This is a genomic window from Brevibacillus sp. HB1.1 (assembly GCF_013332445.1).
GTDB lineage: Bacteria > Bacillota > Bacilli > Brevibacillales > Brevibacillaceae > Brevibacillus > Brevibacillus porteri.
In genome coordinates, this window is record NZ_JABMIV010000011.1 from 48,147 (window position 1) to 67,646 (window position 19,500).

The 19,500-nt window shown below is 41.8% G+C and carries 14 protein-coding genes and 1 pseudogene; 10 read left to right on the forward strand and 5 right to left on the reverse strand.

Translation table 11 applies throughout. The features are described 5' to 3' along the window. Positions 1-10: 10 nt before the first annotated feature. Together HPY27_RS23925 and HPY27_RS23930 are read left to right on the forward strand one after the other, a co-directional pair. Positions 11-1,933 carry a hypothetical protein gene (locus tag HPY27_RS23925; RefSeq protein ID WP_254612980.1) on the forward strand — a complete coding sequence of 641 codons (1,923 nt, stop codon included), beginning with the start codon at positions 11-13 and terminating at the stop codon, positions 1,931-1,933. Then, positions 1,934-2,773 carry a phospholipase D-like domain-containing protein gene (locus HPY27_RS23930; RefSeq protein WP_174226136.1) on the forward strand — a complete coding sequence of 280 codons (840 nt, stop codon included), beginning with the start codon at positions 1,934-1,936 and terminating at the stop codon, positions 2,771-2,773. Positions 2,774-3,131: 358 nt separating this feature from the next. Here the strand turns inward: HPY27_RS23930 and HPY27_RS30675 are convergent. Both HPY27_RS30675 and HPY27_RS23940 read right to left on the reverse strand, forming a co-directional pair. After that, positions 3,132-3,269, reverse strand: a pseudogene (locus tag HPY27_RS30675) (DUF1413 domain-containing protein); the annotation flags it as partial. Between the two features lie 109 nt (positions 3,270-3,378). Beyond that, complete coding sequence (locus HPY27_RS23940; protein WP_174226139.1) at positions 3,379-3,573, reverse strand: hypothetical protein; 195 nt, start codon at positions 3,571-3,573, stop codon at positions 3,379-3,381. A gap of 50 nt (positions 3,574-3,623) precedes the next feature. Between HPY27_RS23940 and HPY27_RS30220 the strand changes: the two genes are divergently transcribed. Then, a complete protein-coding gene (locus HPY27_RS30220; RefSeq protein WP_254612981.1) occupies positions 3,624-3,854 on the forward strand; it encodes a hypothetical protein in 231 nt (76 codons plus the stop codon). Positions 3,855-4,021: 167 nt separating this feature from the next. Next, a complete protein-coding gene (locus tag HPY27_RS30410; protein WP_256436659.1) occupies positions 4,022-4,144 on the forward strand; it encodes a hypothetical protein in 123 nt (40 codons plus the stop codon). Positions 4,145-4,453: 309 nt separating this feature from the next. On the opposite strand, the gene HPY27_RS23950 is transcribed toward HPY27_RS30410, so the two are convergent. Beyond that, the gene (locus HPY27_RS23950) at positions 4,454-5,083 is read right to left on the reverse strand and encodes a DUF2306 domain-containing protein (protein ID WP_174226140.1); all 630 of its coding nucleotides are present in this window, start codon (positions 5,081-5,083) and stop codon (positions 4,454-4,456) included. 255 nt (positions 5,084-5,338) lie between these two features. After that, a complete protein-coding gene (locus HPY27_RS23955; protein ID WP_254612982.1) occupies positions 5,339-6,817 on the reverse strand; it encodes a hypothetical protein in 1,479 nt (492 codons plus the stop codon). Positions 6,818-7,596: 779 nt separating this feature from the next. Between HPY27_RS23955 and brnQ the strand changes: the two genes are divergently transcribed. The 4 genes from brnQ (at position 7,597) to HPY27_RS23975 (ending at position 14,069) form a co-directional block, all read left to right on the forward strand. Next, the gene (brnQ, locus tag HPY27_RS23960) at positions 7,597-8,943 is read left to right on the forward strand and encodes a branched-chain amino acid transport system II carrier protein (RefSeq protein ID WP_174226142.1); all 1,347 of its coding nucleotides are present in this window, start codon (positions 7,597-7,599) and stop codon (positions 8,941-8,943) included. A gap of 175 nt (positions 8,944-9,118) precedes the next feature. Continuing rightward, positions 9,119-9,766 (forward strand): 2OG-Fe(II) oxygenase, encoded by a 648-nt coding sequence (locus HPY27_RS23965; RefSeq protein ID WP_017251696.1) that lies wholly within the window; start codon positions 9,119-9,121, stop codon positions 9,764-9,766. A 185-nt stretch (positions 9,767-9,951) separates the two neighbouring features. Continuing rightward, on the forward strand, positions 9,952-11,544 hold the full coding sequence (locus tag HPY27_RS23970) for a sensor domain-containing diguanylate cyclase (RefSeq protein WP_173623907.1): 1,593 nt from the start codon (positions 9,952-9,954) through the stop codon (positions 11,542-11,544). 203 nt (positions 11,545-11,747) lie between these two features. After that, positions 11,748-14,069: a S9 family peptidase gene (locus HPY27_RS23975; RefSeq protein WP_173623906.1), complete on the forward strand. Its 2,322-nt coding sequence runs from the start codon at positions 11,748-11,750 to the stop codon at positions 14,067-14,069. Positions 14,070-14,177: 108 nt separating this feature from the next. Here the strand turns inward: HPY27_RS23975 and HPY27_RS23980 are convergent, their stop codons facing one another. Continuing rightward, positions 14,178-15,251, reverse strand: coding sequence for an RDD family protein (locus HPY27_RS23980; RefSeq protein WP_174226143.1), 1,074 nt, complete (start codon positions 15,249-15,251; stop codon positions 14,178-14,180). Between the two features lie 137 nt (positions 15,252-15,388). Here HPY27_RS23980 and HPY27_RS23985 point away from each other — a divergent pair, with 137 nt between their 5' ends. Continuing rightward, a complete protein-coding gene (locus tag HPY27_RS23985; protein WP_173623904.1) occupies positions 15,389-16,507 on the forward strand; it encodes a hypothetical protein in 1,119 nt (372 codons plus the stop codon). Positions 16,508-16,748: 241 nt separating this feature from the next. Beyond that, a complete protein-coding gene (locus tag HPY27_RS30450) occupies positions 16,749-19,319 on the forward strand; it encodes a winged helix-turn-helix domain-containing protein (protein ID WP_174226144.1) in 2,571 nt (856 codons plus the stop codon). The last annotated feature ends 181 nt before the right edge of the window (positions 19,320-19,500 follow it).

Genomic DNA, 19,500 nt, shown 5'->3' on the forward strand with positions numbered 1-19,500 from the left:
AGGGGGAAGAATGCCAAACGTAAAACGAGGACGAAGCCAAGTTTTATTTAATTATCTACCTGGTGCTGTCTTTATGGAAAATGGTATGTGGTTCATAGTGAAGGATCTAAGACTTCGTGAGTTAAATGAAGCTTCTGAGCACCTATTAAAAAATGCCCAAAAATTTATTGAAGACTGGTCAATTAATCAAGAGCTCAACTATAATGTTTATCCAAATAGAGATGATATGTGGTTTATTGGAGAGATTGAAGAAGTTAACTGTGAAGTTTTTCCACTAGTTTTATACTGTAATAATAGTACTTGTAGAAATACACATGTATATTCGGATACAGATAAGTTAATTAAACAAAATCCCCAGATGACCTGTGAATTTTGCAAAAAAGGAAAACTACAACAATATCCTTATGCTTTAATACATGCCAACGGAGATTTACAACCTATAAAGGTTAAATACAATGATGAACAGACGTGGAAAGAAAAACTAGATGGAATCCGGATGTTTGATACTCGTAGATTCACTACAGCGACTTGGTACAATTATAAAACTGGAAAATCACTTGGTGAGTTAGGCACCAAGATGACTAACTTACCTTTACCAAGTTCAATGAATAACCGCAGATTCTTAGGAGGAACACACTTAGCGGATGGAGATGTGCACTATCCTGCAATAAGGTCTTTTGTTAATCTTGAGAACGGTATGCTAAATAAGAGATTGGAGAACCCAAACTTTCACTGTATTCAAATGGGTGCTCTGCTTGGTTTAAAAGAAATAAAAGTTGATAAGTTTAAAGAGAATTTTGAATCTAGTAGTGAAAATGAAACAATAAAAAAAATGCTTGAAAAAGCTACAAATGATGCTCAAAGGGAAATGGTATTACAACTTGCAGGCTTAAGTCTTTCAGACTTAAATTCAACAGAGGAAAAAATTGTAGTGGAAGTTGACACTTTATTTGGAAGTGAGGTACCAAACGAACAAATAATTAAGGATCGATCTTTACACGAATTCATCTTTTCTTGGTATGAAAACGAAGGAAGGACAATTGATCATAAAATAAAGGAATCAGAAGAAAAATGTAATTATACTCAACAAACTGAGTTTCTTAACGCAAAGTCATTGTTGAATAGTTATGGTTTAGAAGATGTAATGTTGCTTGAAAGATTCCCAGTTGTTTCGATGGCAATTGGATTTACAAGAAAATCTTTTGATCGTAAGAAATCGGTGCTTAATCCTTTTAAACAAAAAGTAAAAGGGAAAGATAAAACAGTTATTCCAGTACTTAAGAATGAAAATGAGGCTATTATTTTTAGACTAGATCCTAGAAGGGTATTAGCCTGGTTGCAAGTTAACAATTTTATCAATAACAGAAAATTTATTCCGAAATCAAAGGAAAAAGCTCAAAGCTATTTATACAGCCAATTTATTTTTTCGGATGTTAGAGAAGAAGAAATCTCCAGGTTATCACCCAAAGACTTCTTGGATGACAAAAGAAATCTTGTCTCAATTATGGTTTTTCGCCTACTGCATACTTATCTCCATGTCCTTTTGCAGTCAGGAAAAACACTTATTGGGCTGGACGTAGATAGTTTATCAGAATATTTATTTCCATCTTCGTTGTCAGGAGCAATTTATGTTTCTAAATTACAAGGAGGTGGAATGGGGGCTCTAATTGCAGCTTTTGAAAATGATTTATCAAGGTGGTTAAAAAGTTCATATGATAAGTCACATACCTGTTTATTCGATCCGGTTTGTAGGGAACATCAAGGTGCCTGTCATGCATGTCAATACTTGAAGTTTTCATGCCGTCATTTTAACCACGGTTTAAGTAGAAATATCCTAACAGGCGGCATAATAAAAGACTACCATGAGACTATTGAGGTATTGGGGTACTTCTCTAAAGAGGTCGATGATGTAATAAATCAATGGAGGATTTAATTGAAGATACAAGAGTTAGCAATATTATTTAAGCGAAGCAAATGCGAGAATAGTGTCATAGGATGGGCTGGAATATTTCGTTATCTTGGAGCTCGCTATCGAAACGATGGCTTTTCATTAGAAGATTGGCTTAGCTTAAACTTTAACAAAATAGATAGCCAGGTTGCCCAAAGTTTGTTTAGACTACTTGAGGAGTCTGAATTACTTAAGAAAAACGGTGTGAAATATACGATTTTAGATGATAATCTTCTTCAAAGAGTGTTAGAATCGATCGAATTATTACTAAAAGTAAATTTTGTGGATATCGATAATAAAGGAGAAAAATTACTTTGGACTCTTCCTAGTGGAAGAAACGTACCGAAAAACATCTCTTGTTCGTTTAGTCATTTAAACTCTTGGGTACGGGATTTAATACTCACAGGTAGGGAACGATTAATTTTCTTTTCACCTTATTTTTCAGAAGCTGGTATAAATCATTTCTTGATAAGTTTAGAAGCGCTGGTTAAGAACAGAGAAAATATTAGAATCGATTGGATTACGAGCGATTTAACTTTACAAACAAATTATAAGGCTTTCACTTTCTTAAAACAAAGGTTCAAAAATAAAAATATGAGATTCTTTGAAGCAAGTACGTATGAAAATGAAAGATTATGGTTTCATGCAAAGTTATTATTAGTCGATGCAGAAAAAGGGTACATGGGCTCAGCAAATTTTAGTAAAGGGGGATTGGATGAACAGTTTGAATTAGGAACACCACTTGGTGCAAATTATGCTAAACCATTAACAAAGTTGATTGATTATTGGATAGATGAAGAAGATATTCTAGAGGTAAACGTTTAAAGATATACAATTCACAAATACTCAAAAAACTAACTTTTACCAACCTGTTACAAAATAAATTACCTCATCTATTAAGGTGGGGTATTTTTATCGTTCAGTCAATTCTTCGAGTATGAGTGGGTTTAGATAATAAACAAAAAAAAGTTGAATTAATGATGAGGATATTTTATGGTGGATTAATTTATTTAGTATTACTTTAATTATAAAGTAATTTGAAGCCAGGCTGCCGCTGTTTATACAAGAAAGAGGGTAAAACACTATTTCCTCGTCCAATTACAAATATTCTTTTATAAAAAGGTGTAGAGTGAACGTCTACCCCTTTTCGCCTTTCTATAAGATCTTGGCTTTTTAATTAACTTTATAAGATTTCATTATATTCATGATTTGCTGAGTTCTTACGATGAAATCTAATATTTTTAAAATACCCAGTACGCACTTCTTCATAAATTTCTTTACCTAATTTTCGCTTTTGGGGATTCGATAAAGTTGACCAATTTTGAGTTGAATTTGTTTTAACTAAGCTACACTACCAGATTTAAGTTGACTTACGCTGTTACTAATTCTGGTTCTCCATTGATTATTCACCGTAAATCACCTTCCTTCAATTAGTTCTTCTGCTTCCAAAAGAATTTTTTTGCTTCTGCTATTTTTAAAAATTGTTTCAGTTCAATTATTAAACTCTCAATCTCGTCTAAGTCGCTAATTTCTAACAAATCTTTCAACTGTAGTTGATTAATCTTTGCAGGATCAATTTGTTGTTCTTCTTGAAGAGGATTTTCTATTAGAGTGACATCGAACATGCGATTTTCTACTTGTGAATATGTCTTCCACTCTACGAAACCTACTAACCATGGTCCTTCTCATCGGCAAAGACCTGTATATTTTTAAATTCAGCACCAACTTGAATACAGTTGAACACTACGTAAAACATTCAAAACAACCTTACTATCGTTTCTTGTACGCCTATCTACATGACAACGAGGTGGAAGCCGAAAAAGAACTGGCAAAAATCACATCCGATAAACTTCGCGCCTACATCACCGTAGTGGTAGAACTCCATCGCGGCAACTACGATTTGTAGAAAAAGCACTCAATAAGATTGATTCATCAGAGCATCGAAACTATTACTCCGCACATTTAGCACTACTAAATAACAACCAAGATGCCTACAAACAACACCGATCCGAGATCAAGAATCGTATCTACGAGTTGTCACTCGATGCTGAAGTGGCCTATCATCAAGGAAACATGGCAGAAGCAGAACAATACGGCCAACTAGCCATTGCCGAATCCAAGGGCGTACAAAAGTATTTGATGATCAAGACACTTGAAAAAAGCAAACGCAGTCTGCATCGGAACTCTTACTTCTAGGTCACTTTCCTCGTTCGTTTTCTGAATCTGGGAGGGATAGCCGTGTCTCACGAATACCGATCACGAATCAACCGTGTCGTCACATGGCTGCCACAGAGTGGATACGTATCAGATGATCGTCTATGCTACGAACGAATACCTATACAGGTGGGCAAGTAGGGGCCAGGTACGTCGTTGATATTTGTGTGCCGGTAAAATATATCTAGATCTGCGTTTTTCTTCTATAAAAAGGACTGTCCCGATTCAACGCTCGAGACAGTCCTTCTTTGCGCTACAGCTCCATCGCCCATGTGGCGTGACTAAGCAAGCCTATTTCCTCAATATAGCCCATTCGACAACAACAAAATTAAGAATAAGCCCAGCCCAAATATTTACATTCAATACCTCTCCAATGACGGTTTCCATACCTTGCGGAAGAGAAAAACCGTGTAGAATAAAGTAAAGAAGGAGTAATACTGGCACCAATAGACGCGCGCTTATGGCAACTAATGTCATTCCAAAACTGCGAATCATCCACTTTCGGTGTTCCTCATATTCCCTGTTGATTGCGGTAAGGTACCCTTTCCAGCATGTGAAAAGCCAAGCGAAAGATAAGACAAGGAAGCTTGTTGCCTTCATGAAATTTTCTGCATAAAAGATACTTGCTAAAGAGAGAAGTCCGCTAATAAACACACTGTACACATAAACTCTCCCAAGAAAACGATGTATCCTTGGGTTCTTTAGGCGAATTCGGTCGACAAACTGGAAAAAGCCAGTGAGAAGAGCAATGAAAGCAGAAACGATATGAGCAACTAATAAAGGATATTGAAGAGAACCGGAAATAATCGTTATGCGGCTGTTTGCAGGATCTAATGTTAAATAGGGAGCCATAAATGGAAGGATAACCACTAGCGATACAAGAAATAATCCCCACCAAATTTTAGGAAGTTTCTCAAGCACGCAAAAGCCTCTCCCCTCTGAATAATTTGCTTACCCCCATCCTAAACGTAATTTCAAAACAAACCCTAAACGATTTCTAAAAAAAGGATAAAAACTAGGGGAGGGGCAAAACAAATGATTCAACAGCCTAACAATGAGTTGCAGATAGAGACAGGTTGATGCAGGGAGGGAGTAAAGGAGGATATCCCGTTCATTACATAAAAAAACAAAGACCAACATAGTAAATATCGCCGGTCTTTGACTCATTATCAGCTATTAATTGGGCTCCAAAACAAAGTAATACGGTTTGGAGAGAAGATTGTGCAAATGATCGCGTACTTCCACGTTTGGCAATCGGTTTAATGATTCGCTAATTTCTCGGTTCAAGTCGGCGTACTGGATTTCATACTGCTCTTCCAGGCCCACTTTTTGTTTCTCCTCGTGAATTACCTTCGCCAAACGCTTCGCTATCCCAAATAGCTCTTGATTGGTCTCACCATAACCAGGTTCATTAGCGTTTGCCAAATATCCGCGCATCTCTGCCAATCGAGACAGGGTATCGCGCCAGTTCCATACTTGAATATTTTTTTCTCTTGTTTGAGAGCATATCTCAACAAAAGGATTTTTCGATAACAAATCTTCTAATGTACTCCATGAATCTGGTCGCAGGGATTCTTCGAGTTTTTGTAGGCAGTACGCATCAGGAGAGAGTAGCTCTACCACTTCACGAAACGCTGGAATCGAGTTTCGTTGATAGCTTTTGATTCCCCACAAGCTATGTACCTGCAATGCCGTAGCAAATGACTTGCAGTGAGTATCGAGTTCTTGTAATTGTTCCTCATCTAGCTTATGACTAGCAAGAATCCTCGCTTTTACCTCATTATCAGGGATGTTTTCATTCGCTTCGCCTAATTGCATGTTTCTTTTGATGTACGTTCGAACCGTGTCTTTTGGTATCGATCTATCCTCTAAAGCACCGAGAATTCCAAATCGATAAGAGATGAACTCCTCGAATCCTTTACTACTTCCGAATCCATCATCAATGGCATGCAAATCTGGTTGCACTTCCATCATTTCAGCGAGCACCTGCTCCTCAAGTCCATAAATGCATGCTTCGATATGTGTCCAGTAGCTTCTGCATTCGTCTTCGCTCCCCAGTACACGTTGGTAGACGTCATGGAAGAAGAGGATATGAGCAATTTCGTGGAAGTAGTTTTGAAAAGGAAACTTGATGTGACTTCCTTCCAAATACGATCCTGCATTTTGATAGATCCGTCCATGTTCTGGTCGGAATAATGTTGGTAGCGTCGAATGTAGATCTAAGTATAATCCAATCCCTTCATTGTAACTATGTGCCCAAACAGCTAAATAGGTTGGGCTTAACAACAAAGCGATGGAGTGATTGGTAATTTGAACGGGCAAATTGAAATAGCCGCCGTTTATTTGAGGCTGCAAGCTTAACCAGGTCATCCCAACTGCTAGAGCCTGATATAAAGGAAATTCACCATCCGCTGCTGCTTCTCTACAAAAACGTTGAAATTGACGTATATCGCTTACAATTCCATGGTTGTTAAAACCGTAGTTACCCTCGAATTGCTCAAGTCCCTCAATAAAATCCTCTGGTGATACCGTTAAAAATACGTTAATTCCATCCACCCATAGATCGGAACCGATCTCTGATTCTAGCCATGCGTCTGCGTCCTCGGCAAGCTCTCTCAACTGATGATATCTTTCCAACAAATGCGCTTGATTCATAAACTGCACCATCCCGTCATGTTTGCTTACTGCCTGGAAAGTGAGAACTTTATGCAAAAAATTCAAGAGCACACGAGGTGCTCTTGAACAATTGATTACATTCTACATGCAATTGTTAAAATTGGAAGAGGAAGCAATTTCATTTCTTGAACGTTTTGATTATTAGAAAGTTGTGCTTTCACTACCTTTTTCATGGGCAATCCCGTCCTTCCTAGTTTTTATAATTTTATGGAAATCACGAATGCTTTTTGATTCTCTTACAAGCACACATCAACAACTACACGCCATTTCAGCGCTTTCATTTCTTGCACTTGTTTGTTCTTGTTTACTGCTACTTTTACGACCTTCTTCATGAGTTTACAGCTCCTTTCCATAGAAGTGGAATTATATGACCTTTTTTATAAAGAAAAGGCTTAGTTGTAATTATAAGGAAAATTGACAATTCATTTCAAGTTAAGAAAAATAAATATTTTCTGAAATATATAAATTTGGTTAATGGCGGCTTATTCCAGGGAAGGTACTTCCTGCTGCGACAATAGGGGTGCTTGTAGTAAACTGTATCAGGGGTGTAAGCTTGATTTCCGGCAACTTGGAGTAACTGAGCCCATAGCGATTGGAGTGTCTTTCTCTTGCAAGCGGAGTGGTACTTTGAGTTACGTGTGTTTGAAAAGAATGTTTATTTAGAGTATAGTATCAGAATGAATAAATGAGGGTTGGGTAAGCAACCATCTGAATGAACATTGATGAATGAGAGATAGAGAACAATTAGGAGGATTTTTGTGTCACAGAAAGCGCCACTTTCTTTTGTAGTTACGATAGGATTCATGTTATTTGCTTTGTTTTTTGGAGCGGGTAATTTAATTTTTCCGCCCATGCTTGGCCAATTAGCAGGAACAAATGTATGGATAGCCAATGCAGGTTTTTTAGTTACAGGGGTCGGGTTACCTTTGTTAGCGATCACAGCCTTTGTTTATTCGGGAAAAGACGACTTGCGCTCTTTAGCCAGTCGCGTGCATCCCGTATTCGGAATGGTATTCACGATTGTTCTATATCTAGCAATCGGTCCGTTTTTTGCGATACCGAGATCAGGCAATGTATCGTTTGATATTGGGGTAAAGCCTTTCCTATCAGAACAGGCAGGTCCGGCACCGCTGATTCTATTTACCATCCTGTTTTTCGCAATTGCCTGCTTCTTATCGCTCAATCCTATGAAAATTATCCATGTAGTCGGAAAAATCTTAACTCCAATTAAATTAACGTTTATTGGAATTATTGCAGTAACGGCTATTATTTATCCAATTGGAGCCCTTCAAGCCCCGCAAGCAGATTACACATCCCATGTATTTTTCAAGGGTTTTCAAGAAGGGTATTTAACATTGGATGCGCTTGTAGCTTTTGTTTTTGGAATGATCATCGTGAATGCGATTAAAGAAAAGGGAGTTACTGCAAAAAAACAAGTATTGGCTGCGTGCGCAAAAGCAACAATGATAGCCGGTTTACTTCTCGCACTTTTCTATACCGCACTTTCCTTTATGGGTGCCTCTAGTGTAGAAAAGTTGGGCCACTTAGAAAATGGTGCTGAAGTTTTGGCGAAAGTTTCGAATTACTACTTTGGTTCTTATGGTGCCATTTTATTGGGATTAATGATTACAGTGGCATGTTTGACTACTAGTGTAGGACTTATTACAGCCTGCTCTTCCTTTTTTCATGCATGGTTTCCGAAGATCTCTTACAAAAAATTCGCGGTTATTTTGTCTGTTTTCAGTACACTCGTTGCCAATATTGGATTAACGCAACTCATTAAGGTCTCCGTTCCGATCTTAATGACCATGTATCCGATTGCGATCTCGTTACTCTTCTTGACGTTTCTGCACAAAGCATTCAATGGCAGACCAGAAGTGTATCAAGGAAGTTTACTTTTCACTTTTCTGATTAGTCTGTTTGATGGCTTAAAGGCTGCTGGATTCGAAAACAGTGTTGTCTATCATTATTTTACTCAGTACCTACCACTGTATGACGTAGGTTTGGGCTGGTTGCTGCCTTCTCTTATAGGCGGGGTATGCGGATACATGATCAGTGTATTCCGGAAGAATACGTACCACGTTCAAAAACAAAAAGAGGCATGAAAATAACGTACAAACCCGTCTCTTATCATATAGGAGACGGGTTTTGTTCATAAGTCAATCAGCATCGAGTGAGAGTTAAAAATATTTTTATTTTTCTAAAGTTTACAGATTGGAATTACTCATTTTATGATATTCTATTTTTTGCGATGGATGTCATATATATGGGGTGCATAGGGTGAAAGGGCACACGACAGAGAAAGAACGGACGATTTTTGATCATACTGGAAATAGGATCAAGACAGAAGATCGAGAGATTCGAATTCTTACTAAGTATGAGGAACCACTGGTTGTCGTGTTAGGAAATGTGCTTAGCGATAGCGAATGCGATGAGCTAATCGAACATTCCAGAGAACGATTGCAACGTTCAAAAATAGGCGAAGATCGTTCAGTCAATTCTATTCGAACGAGCAGCGGGGTGTTCTGCGAGCAGACGGAGACGATTACAAGAATCGAGAAGCGGATCTCCCAAATCATGAACATTCCGATTGAACATGGTGATGGCTTGCAAGTTCTACGATATACCCCTGGCCAAGAATATAAACCCCATTATGATTTCTTTGCAGAAACGAGTCGAGCAAGTACGAACAATCGCATTAGTACGCTCGTAATGTATTTGAATGATGTGGAGCAAGGCGGAGGAACGGTGTTCCCTTTGCTTAATTTATCTGTTTTCCCTACCAAAGGCATGGCTGTCTACTTTGAATATTTTTATAGCAATCAAGAATTAAACGAGTTCACTTTGCATGCAGGGACACAAGTGATCCATGGGGAAAAGTGGGTCGCAACGATGTGGATGAGAAGACAAAGCTTTCGGGTCTCCTAGATAATGATGTCCTACGCTATTGATAGGAACAAAACTACCACCTGACAAAGGTGGCTTTTTTATGTCCTCAAGCCAAAAGTCGTCTGTTTGAACTTTCTTATATACTTGAAACGAATATTATCAAGTGTTAGACTATTTGTTATTTATTGCATAATAGCTATAGGCTAAATACAAGGGGGCATCAGATGCCTGTCTTACAGAAGAAAGCAAACCACTCGAAAAAGATTAGTCTAGTGACACTTTTAACAGGACTAGTCTCTTTATCCGTTGTACTGACTGTTACTATCCTACTTATCTCATTCTATCAATCCAAAAAACAGGCACTGATTCACACGACGTTGACCTTAAATCACACAAGTGCACTTAAAATGAGTCACACCATAGACGCTTTGATAAAATCCATGCGGAGTAGCTTACAGTATTCGGCGAGCATCTTTTCCGATATGCACGAGATGGATGCAGATGAAATACATGGGAAGCTTGAATTGATACGTCGTACAAACAACTATTTTAATTCGATTATCGTGGTGGATGAAACCGGGCTTGTTCGAGGTGTGTCTCCCGAATCAATTGGTACAGCAGGAACCTATTTGAAAATGGATGTGGGGAAAACGGTATTGGCATTAAAAAAGCCTTATATTTCTGTACCCTATATCACTGCACATTCGAATCGTCTCATTTTGCTTATTAGTGAACCCATTTTTGATAAAGACGGAATCTACCGTGGTTTTATCGGGGGAACGATTTATCTTCATGAAGAGAACATTTTAAATACCATCCTGGGGAGCAACCCAACGGACGAGTTAGGTTCATCTTTCTACATCGTAGGATCAAACGGTTATTTGTTGTTCCATCGTGATGAAAGTCGGATCGGAGAGGATATCAGTGCCAATCCAGCCGTGCAGAAGCTCACTCAAGGGCAAAGTGGCTATGAACAGATTGTCAACTTGAGGGGACAGACGGAATTGGCCGCCTACGTGAAGGTTCCAGAGAACGACTGGGGTGTCGTTGTCGTGTCGAATATCAGTGTTGTTTATGAACAAGTAAATCGTGATATTCAACGCGTTTTGCTGTATACACTGCCTCCCTTTCTACTATTAATGCTAGTTGTGATTGGACTTGCGCGCAAAGTAGCAAGACCTTTCGTATCCCTGGCCGATCTTGTGAGCAAGGCAGGTAGAGAAGAGGTGGAGTTCTCCGAAGGTAAACAGCATTGGAATCGAGAGGCTGAGCTGTTAACTCGAGCCATTCGTTTTACATTAAACGATATCAAAAAACAGACAGATCAGTTGGCTCATGATGCGCGAACAGATCCGTTGACAGGGCTAACAAACCGAAGAACGCTCGAGGAAACCATGCAAAAATGGATGATGGAGCAAATCCCCTTTTCTCTTATTATGATGGACCTTGATCGATTTAAATCCATTAATGATACGTATGGTCATCAGTCTGGAGATGAGGTGTTGAAACATTTTGCGGAAATGATTTCTTCATCACTTCGGCCCGAAGATGTGAGCAGTCGCTTTGGCGGTGAGGAATTTGTTGTCCTTGTTTCCCATGCGGGCTTGGAGGAGGCCTATCAGGTGGCCGAACGAATACGCCATACCTTAGAAACAAGTACAAATCCAATCGGGCAGCCGCTAACCGTGTCACAAGGCATTGCGCACTATCCTTCCCATGCTGTTTCTGCTGAAGATCTGATGCATGTAGCTGACGAGGCCATGTACAAAGCGAAGAGATCGGGTAGGAACCAAACAATGATAGCGGAAGTGGAGTAATCTATATGAGGAGCGAAGAGGCGAGAGAGCGCCTCTTTCTTTTTGAAAAAAAATCACTTGTTCGGTGCTAAAAAAGTAAATTCAGAGATATATTATCTCGCGATTTACATATGCATGTAACAAATGGATAATTAAGGAAACTTCTAGTTCGAAATTGTGAAGCACATGATTCTTGTATCTCACTTTGGAAGAGGGGGATTCACATGGAGAATGTTGTCACAGGGGAACAGTATGAGAGGGCACAACGCTTGCATCCTGCCAATTATTACGACGCAGTATTCAATGCTTTTGTCAGGCCAAACTGGATCAGTGGGAATCGGTTCTGGTACATCCGAGAAATCCGTTTGGAAAAGGGGACTGGCAGGCAATATGTGATCGTAGATGCTGAACAGAATACGAGTCAGCCAGCATTCGATCACGCACGATTAGCTGTCTGTTTGTCAAGAAGGGCAGGAGAAACGTATAGCGCAGAAACATTGCCACTTGGGGAACTTTTATTTACCGAGAATGGATTGTCATTCCAGTTTAAGGTGGGCGGTACTGTCTGGAACTGTGATTTACAGGAATACAGCTGCAAGCCGATAGATCATGTGGATAAGCCGTCGATGGATGAACTGCCGTCTCCAGATGGAAAGTGGGTGGCGTTCGTATATGATCACAACTTGTATGTTCGGTCACTCGAGACCGGAAAGCGTTTCAGGCTAACCCGCGACGGCAAGGCTTACTATGATTACGGAACCCAACCTGAATGTCGGCTCTCGACGGTGGGGGAGCGATTGAATAACATAAAGCTTCCTCCAGTAGCGATTTGGTCACCCGATTCCAAGATGCTGTTGACCCATCGGCTTGATCAAAGAAAGGTGCGCAATTTGTATCTGATTCAATCGGTTCCGAAAGGCGAAGAAGTCAGACCGGTACTCCACTCGTACCGTTATCCACTAGTTGGCGATCCACACGTACCGTTGGCTGAGCTGGTCGTCTGTGATTTGGAAAGGCGAACCACAGTTAAGATTGAAAACGAGCCTTTACTGGCATGTCCAGTCTCACCCCTCACTCCGGGGATGCAAATGGCCGGATGGTCAGCCGACAGTAAACAGGTATATTTCGCCCGGATGTCCCGTGATGCTCGCTCTGTCGATTTTTCCGTGGCTGATCCTTGCTCCGGTGAGGTTTGCACACTACTTCGGGAACAAAGCGATACGTTTTTGAATCAAGACCTGCATAATCTCGGTGAAACTAATCCGAATATTCGGTTATTGGTTGATGGTTCGTTCATCTGGCACTCAGAGCGTGATGGGTGGAGTCACCTCTACCATTGCGATGGCAAAACGGGGGAAATTCGCAATCCGATCACATCGGGTTCCTGGACGGTACGAAAATTGATGGCAGTGGACGAGCAGCAGGGATGGGTGTATATCACTGGAGGGGGGCTAGAAGAGGGGCGCGATCCTTATTATCAACACCTGTATCGTGTTCGTCTGGATGGAACGGGTCTGTCGTTGCTGACGCCAGAAGATGCAGAGCATGATGTTGTGTTTTCTCCCAATCTGAAGTATTTCGTCGATACGTTTTCGCGAGTTGATTTGCCGCCTGTTTCTGTTCTCCGCTCGATAGATGGCACCCTGATTCGCGAATTGGAGCACGCTGATGTAGAAATGCTGCTCGAGATGGGGTACCAATTTCCAGAAAGGATTACCGTTAAAGCACGAGACGGTGTGACGGATCTTTATGGGGTGATGCTGCGTCCATTCCCGTTTGATCCTTCACGCAAGTATCCGGTCGTCGATTACATTTACGGGGGACCACAGATCATCAATACGCCGAAAGCTTTCGCGCTCGATCCCGGTCGAAGCCATGACCCGCTGGGTGGTGGACAATCTTTGGCGCAGTTGGGTTTTATCGTATTGATCCTAGATGGAATGGGGACACCTTATCGTTCTAAATGGTTCCATGATATCTCGAACGGAAAATTGGAGGAAGCAGGAGGTTTGCTTGACCATGTGACTGCGGTAAGGCAATTGGCTGAGCGCTACCCGTATGTGGATGTTGATCGGGTAGGCATTTGGGGCTCGTCAGGGGGAGGCTACGCTTCAACAAGGGCCATGCTCTCATTTCCAGCGTTTTACAAAGCTGCGGTTTCCGCGTGTGGTAATCATGATCAACGGCTGTATATAGCAGCATGGGCGGAACGCTATCAAGGTCTGTATGACCCGGACTTGTACAAGGATCAAGACAATGCACGTCTGGCAGCCAATCTGACAGGAAAGCTCTTACTGGTGAGCGGAGATATGGATGAAAATGTGCATCCTTCCCAAACGATTCGGATGGCGAATGCGCTGATTAAAGCGGATAAAGATTTTGACATGCTGCTATTGCCCAACCGACATCACGGCTTTTCTTTGGAACCGTACTTTATCCGCAGAAAGTGGGATTATTTTGTACGGCACTTGATGAGAGCAGAACCTCCGTGGGGGAATCAAATAGCCAGCAAAAAGGCCATTGATAAAGAGCCGATAGAGAAATAGTGTGTGTAGGAAAGAAAACGGTGAACTGCGAAGAGGAGCTCTAAGAAGAGCTCCTCTTTTCCTTTTTTATTGAAACTATGGAGTGTTTTTCCGAGGAGAAGGCAGTCGCTATTTTACCTCGCGAAAACTTGCACTGACCTTTTGCAGTTCTTGTTTGAGCGAATCAAACCTTTTCTCCTCAGTCCAAGCCATGATTTGATAAAAATGTGTAGGCGTTTCGAACACTGTCACAATATACGCGATTTTGACGCCGTCACCTTCCCCTTTGGCATTGAATTGGATGGCGACCTGGTTATTTACTACGGTACGAATCGGTTTATCAACGGATACATTTTCTACTGAATCTTCAATGTTTGCTTCAACGAAGTCTGCATAGTCCTGAAGTGTGAATGAACTGTCGAGATTCTGTTTGGCATCTGATAGTACTAGTAAATACTTTTCGCTGATTCGATTGGAGATGGCTATATCAGCCTCATCATGAAGGGCTGAATCCTTGCTCCAATCGGAAGGGGCTGTTATTTGAAGTTTTTTATCCTTGCTATAGAAAATTTCTTCGGTAGGCGTTCTTGATGCGAGATCGATTATCCCAAAAATCATACCAATGATGGATAAAACAGCAACGCTGGAGAAGACAACAGCGAGTACGGTTGTTTGCTTTTTGCTGACGTTGTTCAGATCCTTCACCTTAACGACGTATGTATTCGCTGCTAGATCGCCTAACCGTTGTTTTTTGTCGGAAGCCAACACACTGATACCGGCTGGCAACCCGCCTAGAAGAAACGCATTTGCTTCGAATAGACGAATGAGGGAACGGATGAATGATTTCCATAACCCCGGCGGCCGTCCTTCTGCATTGACAGCAATGATGCGAAAAGTAAATTTTCCGATCGTATATCCGGTAAGTCCTTCTAACAGTACATAATAAGAACATAGGATAATGGCGGCTAGGATGAAGAAGTAAAGACTGTTGGCGTCTTTATCAATGGAAATCCCAAGGGAGAGTAATCCGATTAGAAAACAAGCGAGAAGAATATGATCGAGAACATGGGCTCCCCATCTCGTGAAAAAAATCGTCGCCCTGTCGTACGATTTCGATAAATCCCCCATGTTTTTTGGTGGCTCTTGTTGGACAAGAGGAGAAAATTCTGTCGGTACCGATGATGATGACGGTTGTTGCTCCAATTTTGTGCACCTCCTGAAAAAATGTAAACATATTACATTTAACCACTTTGAAAATTGTATTGTCAAATGTAGACGATTAGAATGGGAAAAGATGAGTAAGGCGCTGCCGTCCCATTCCGGGGAGAGGAGAATAGCATATGGAAATCCACCAAATACCCGAGCAATTGCCATTGATCAAACATTCCAAAGACATCTGGGGCTCTTTTGCATATAGCAAGTGTAAGGATGCATACGGTTATGACAAGAACGGGCTGAAAAGATACGCACTGATTGTTCAGCTTCAATACGATCAGACTGTGACAGAAGCAGACAAAGAGTTCCTACACTATTTGATGAGCCAAGAGATTGAGATGCATAAATCCCATCCGTATCAGGGATTACATGAATCCATGGACATTGTGGCTTATTTGTTGGCGAAGTGTAAGGATGTGAACCATATCCCACTGTTTGAGCAGGCCAAATTAAGTAATTTCGATACCTACTATGGCTTTGACACCGAGTATATCATTTCGGCGGGGATTGAAGAGGCGATCACGTATATCAAAGAGAACGATCTGTACCGAATCAGCTCTTTCTTTCAGAATAAGAAAGAGGAGCTGGAAACGATGTATACGGCTGAACATATGGAACGATGGTTTCAATCCAAGGCAAGGAATTACCCTGCCAATCTCGAGGATGAGTCCTTGATTACGTTAATGGACAGAGCAAGCGATTTCGGTAATAGGGCAGAAGCCAGAGAATTACTGGGGAAGCTAGAAGAGCAGCTGGGCTCTGACAAAAAGAATTATTCTCTGCTGTATCATCAGGCAAAACAATTGGAAGAGTACGACAAGGCACTTCACTATCTCACACAGGATCTCCCGGAACAGGAAGATTCGTTTGACAAAGTATTTCTTTGGTTAAAAATGGCCGAAATCCATTTGCTCAAGCAGGACTTGGTCAAGGCTTTTGCCAGCGTTAAACAGTGCGAGCCAGAGCTCAAACTCTTTTCCTCCTGGAGGAGTGCCGGTTTGGGCAGAAGCTTGAGCGAGACCTTGTTGGATATCAGCTTGAAGGCGAAGGATAGCGACGAGTCTTTGGCTAGAGAAGCGTACCGCTGGGCCGACCAGATGTTGAAATCGACAAACAACTACAGCAGTAACGTTTTGAGAAAGGCGCACCAGTGTGCCAAGATGCTGCAACTCAAACAGGATAAAAGGCTGTACAGTAAAAAAGTCGCAATAGAAGCCAGACGAATCAACAGAATGTTTAGATGACTCAAAGTAAACCCGGCATCTGTAATGGTCGGGTTTTTCTCTGTTTGGAAGCAACGTTCATAAAAAAAATATCCACTCATGGATCACTTTGCTGTATCTTTAATCTGAGCAATATTTCCTATCTTTATATAGACTCTTTTTCCTCGTTAGCCAACCTCATTGCGCTTCAGGTCATCGATAGCAAGGCTACTTTCCATGTTTCCTTCATGAATGTCATTTTACTTCTAGGCAGGAGATGCGTATGGATTTATTAACGTACAGTCCACTTATCGCAACCAAGCTTCATGTTCCGAAGTATGGTTCGGACTTGTTACTTCGACATCAGATATTGAAAGAAATCGATGAAGCGGGCGCTGCAAGATTGATTCTCGTGTGCGCGCCAGCCGGTTTCGGTAAAACGACAGCAGTCAGTCAATGGACGCAAAATTCTGGCAAACCGACCGGTTGGATCTCTCTGGATGAATCAGATAATGATCCCGTGCGCTTTTGGCGATATTTTGCTAGGGCAATTGATATGGCTCAGGAAGACTTGGGCAAAGAATCTTCCTCGGTGCTCCACCCACAGTACACGGCTTCTGCTGAGCAGTTGATGTCCGTGTTACTCGAAGAAATTGCGGGGTTTGAACGTGATTTTTATCTGGTATTGGACGATTACCATCTCATTAAGGAACCTTCCATTCATGAAGGACTGCAGACACTGCTTCAGCATGCTTCCTTCTATATGCATGTCGTCCTGATTACGCGGGAGGAACCTCCTTTTGCCCTTCACCGTCTACGCGTTCGGAAACAGTTGAAGCAACTGGGCTCAGACACTCTTCGGTTCAATGAGGAGGAGTGTCGACGCTTATTCCATGAGCAACTGGGTCTGAGTCTGTCAGAACAAGATATTGGCTCGCTAAGTAAACGAACGGAGGGATGGGTTGCTGGTTTGCAGTTAGCAGCCTTATCCATGCAAGGAAAGCCTGAAGCGTCTAAGGTCATTCATCAATTTTCCGGTAACGATAAGTATGTCGGAGAATATTTGACGGAAGAAGTATTGAAACGACTTCCAGAAAAGGTGCAGATGTTTTTGTTGAAAACGTCCATACTGCCGCGTCTGACAGGAGATCTATGCGCAGCCGTTACCGGAGAGCCGGACGCTCACGACATCCTTCGCATGCTCGAGAGAACGAATTCATTTGTCATCGCGCTGGATGGAATAAATGAGTGGTATCGTTATCACCATTTGTTCGCAGAACTTCTGCTTTCCCATGTAAGGAAAACCTATAACGAATTGCTTCCTGCCCTACATATCTCTGCAAGCTGTTGGTTTGAAAGTCACGGGTGGATAATGGAGGCGACTGAGCATGCGTTTCTCGGAAAAGATTGGACCCGGGCGAGCCGTTTGATCGTCGCACATGCGCCGTGGATGTTGAAACAGTACGAAAATATAACACTGCGCAGATGGATGAATTACTTTGAGAAGTCCTGGTTGGAATGCAACCCTGAGCTGTGCATTGCTTTTGCTTGGCTGCATGCTGTATCCAACGAAATTGATCAGGCGGAAATCCTCCTTCAATTGGCTGACGAAGCAACACGGACCAATCATGGGAGCTTTGACGACTGTCGAGTAGAAATGTGTGTGCTTCGGGGATATATCGAAGTGATGCGGGGAAATGTAGATCTTTCCCTCAAATATATGGAAGAATCAGTTCAAATGAAGCCAAAATTCAGCCGCTACTTCATCGTCGGTATAGAGCTGAATTCGGATGAGCCGTACGTGCTGCGTAGTCGTGTGGCCTTGAGCGGGTATTTGTCCAACGTGAATGAATACTATCCAAAACTACGGGCGATCTGGAAGCACAGTGGTCTTGGCATATTAGCCTACGGTTCCATCGTGATGGCTGAGCTCTATTATGAGAAAAATGATTTTGAGCAGTTAAAATATTTTGTACCGCGAGCAATCCAGTTAGGTACCATCTCCTTGAATTTTGGCGTATTGGTCCCCGTGTATTTGACTTTGGCCCGATGGAGAAAAGCAGAGGACCGTAACGACGAGATGTGGCTGGCCATGGAGGAAATCACATCGCTATGCCGTCAGCACGATGCGCCTCCCCATTGGATGTCTTTTGTAGAAACATTCCGCGTCCGATTATGGATCGAAGAAAATCGACGGGAAGAAATAGAAAAATGGGCCGAGCCTTACACGAAAATGAATGTCGATATTGTCGCTTCCCGACATGAATTTGAGCGAATGACGTTGGCCCGGGCATACATCTATTTAAAAAACGACAGTGCAGCCATCATGCTACTAACCAGCTTAAAGCACGAAGCGGAAATAAAGGATCGGCTCGGGAGTAGGATTGAAGCCTTTCTTCTGCTCAGCCAAGCATACATGATCCAAAAACAGCATCATGAAGCGACGGCGTGTATGCGCATGGCTGTAACGTTAGCCGCGCCAGAAGGCTATGTACGCACTTTTTTGGATGAAGGCCCTGGCGCTGCCAAAATGCTCTATTCGCTCTATAAAAGCAAAAACGTATCCAAGCAAGAGATGGCTTATCTTTCGATGCTGCTCAAAAGTGTAGAGAAGGAATTTCCTACGCTAGATATTCAAATCCGGGTATCCCCCGCATTGGAAAAATTGACGGAAAGAGAGTCGGAAGTACTGGCACTGATCGGTGAAGGGTTATCCAACTCGGAGATTGCGGACAAGCTACATCTCACACTGGGGACGGTAAAAGGGCATGTGCATCAAGTTTTTAGCAAGCTCCAGGTGAAAAATCGGGCACAAGCCATCGTCAGATTAAGAGAAAGTGAGATCGACCATTAGAATCACCCCGCCTATACGGAGGCCACTGAAAAAGTCCACTCTTTCAGTGGCCTCAGCCATTTTCGGGTGTTTGTTTTCTTTACAAATCCATCTCATGTACACACAACGGTCACATCAGCCATCTATACTCATCTTGTAAAACCAAGGTTGGCGGTCATCGGAATGGCGACGGTGAGATATG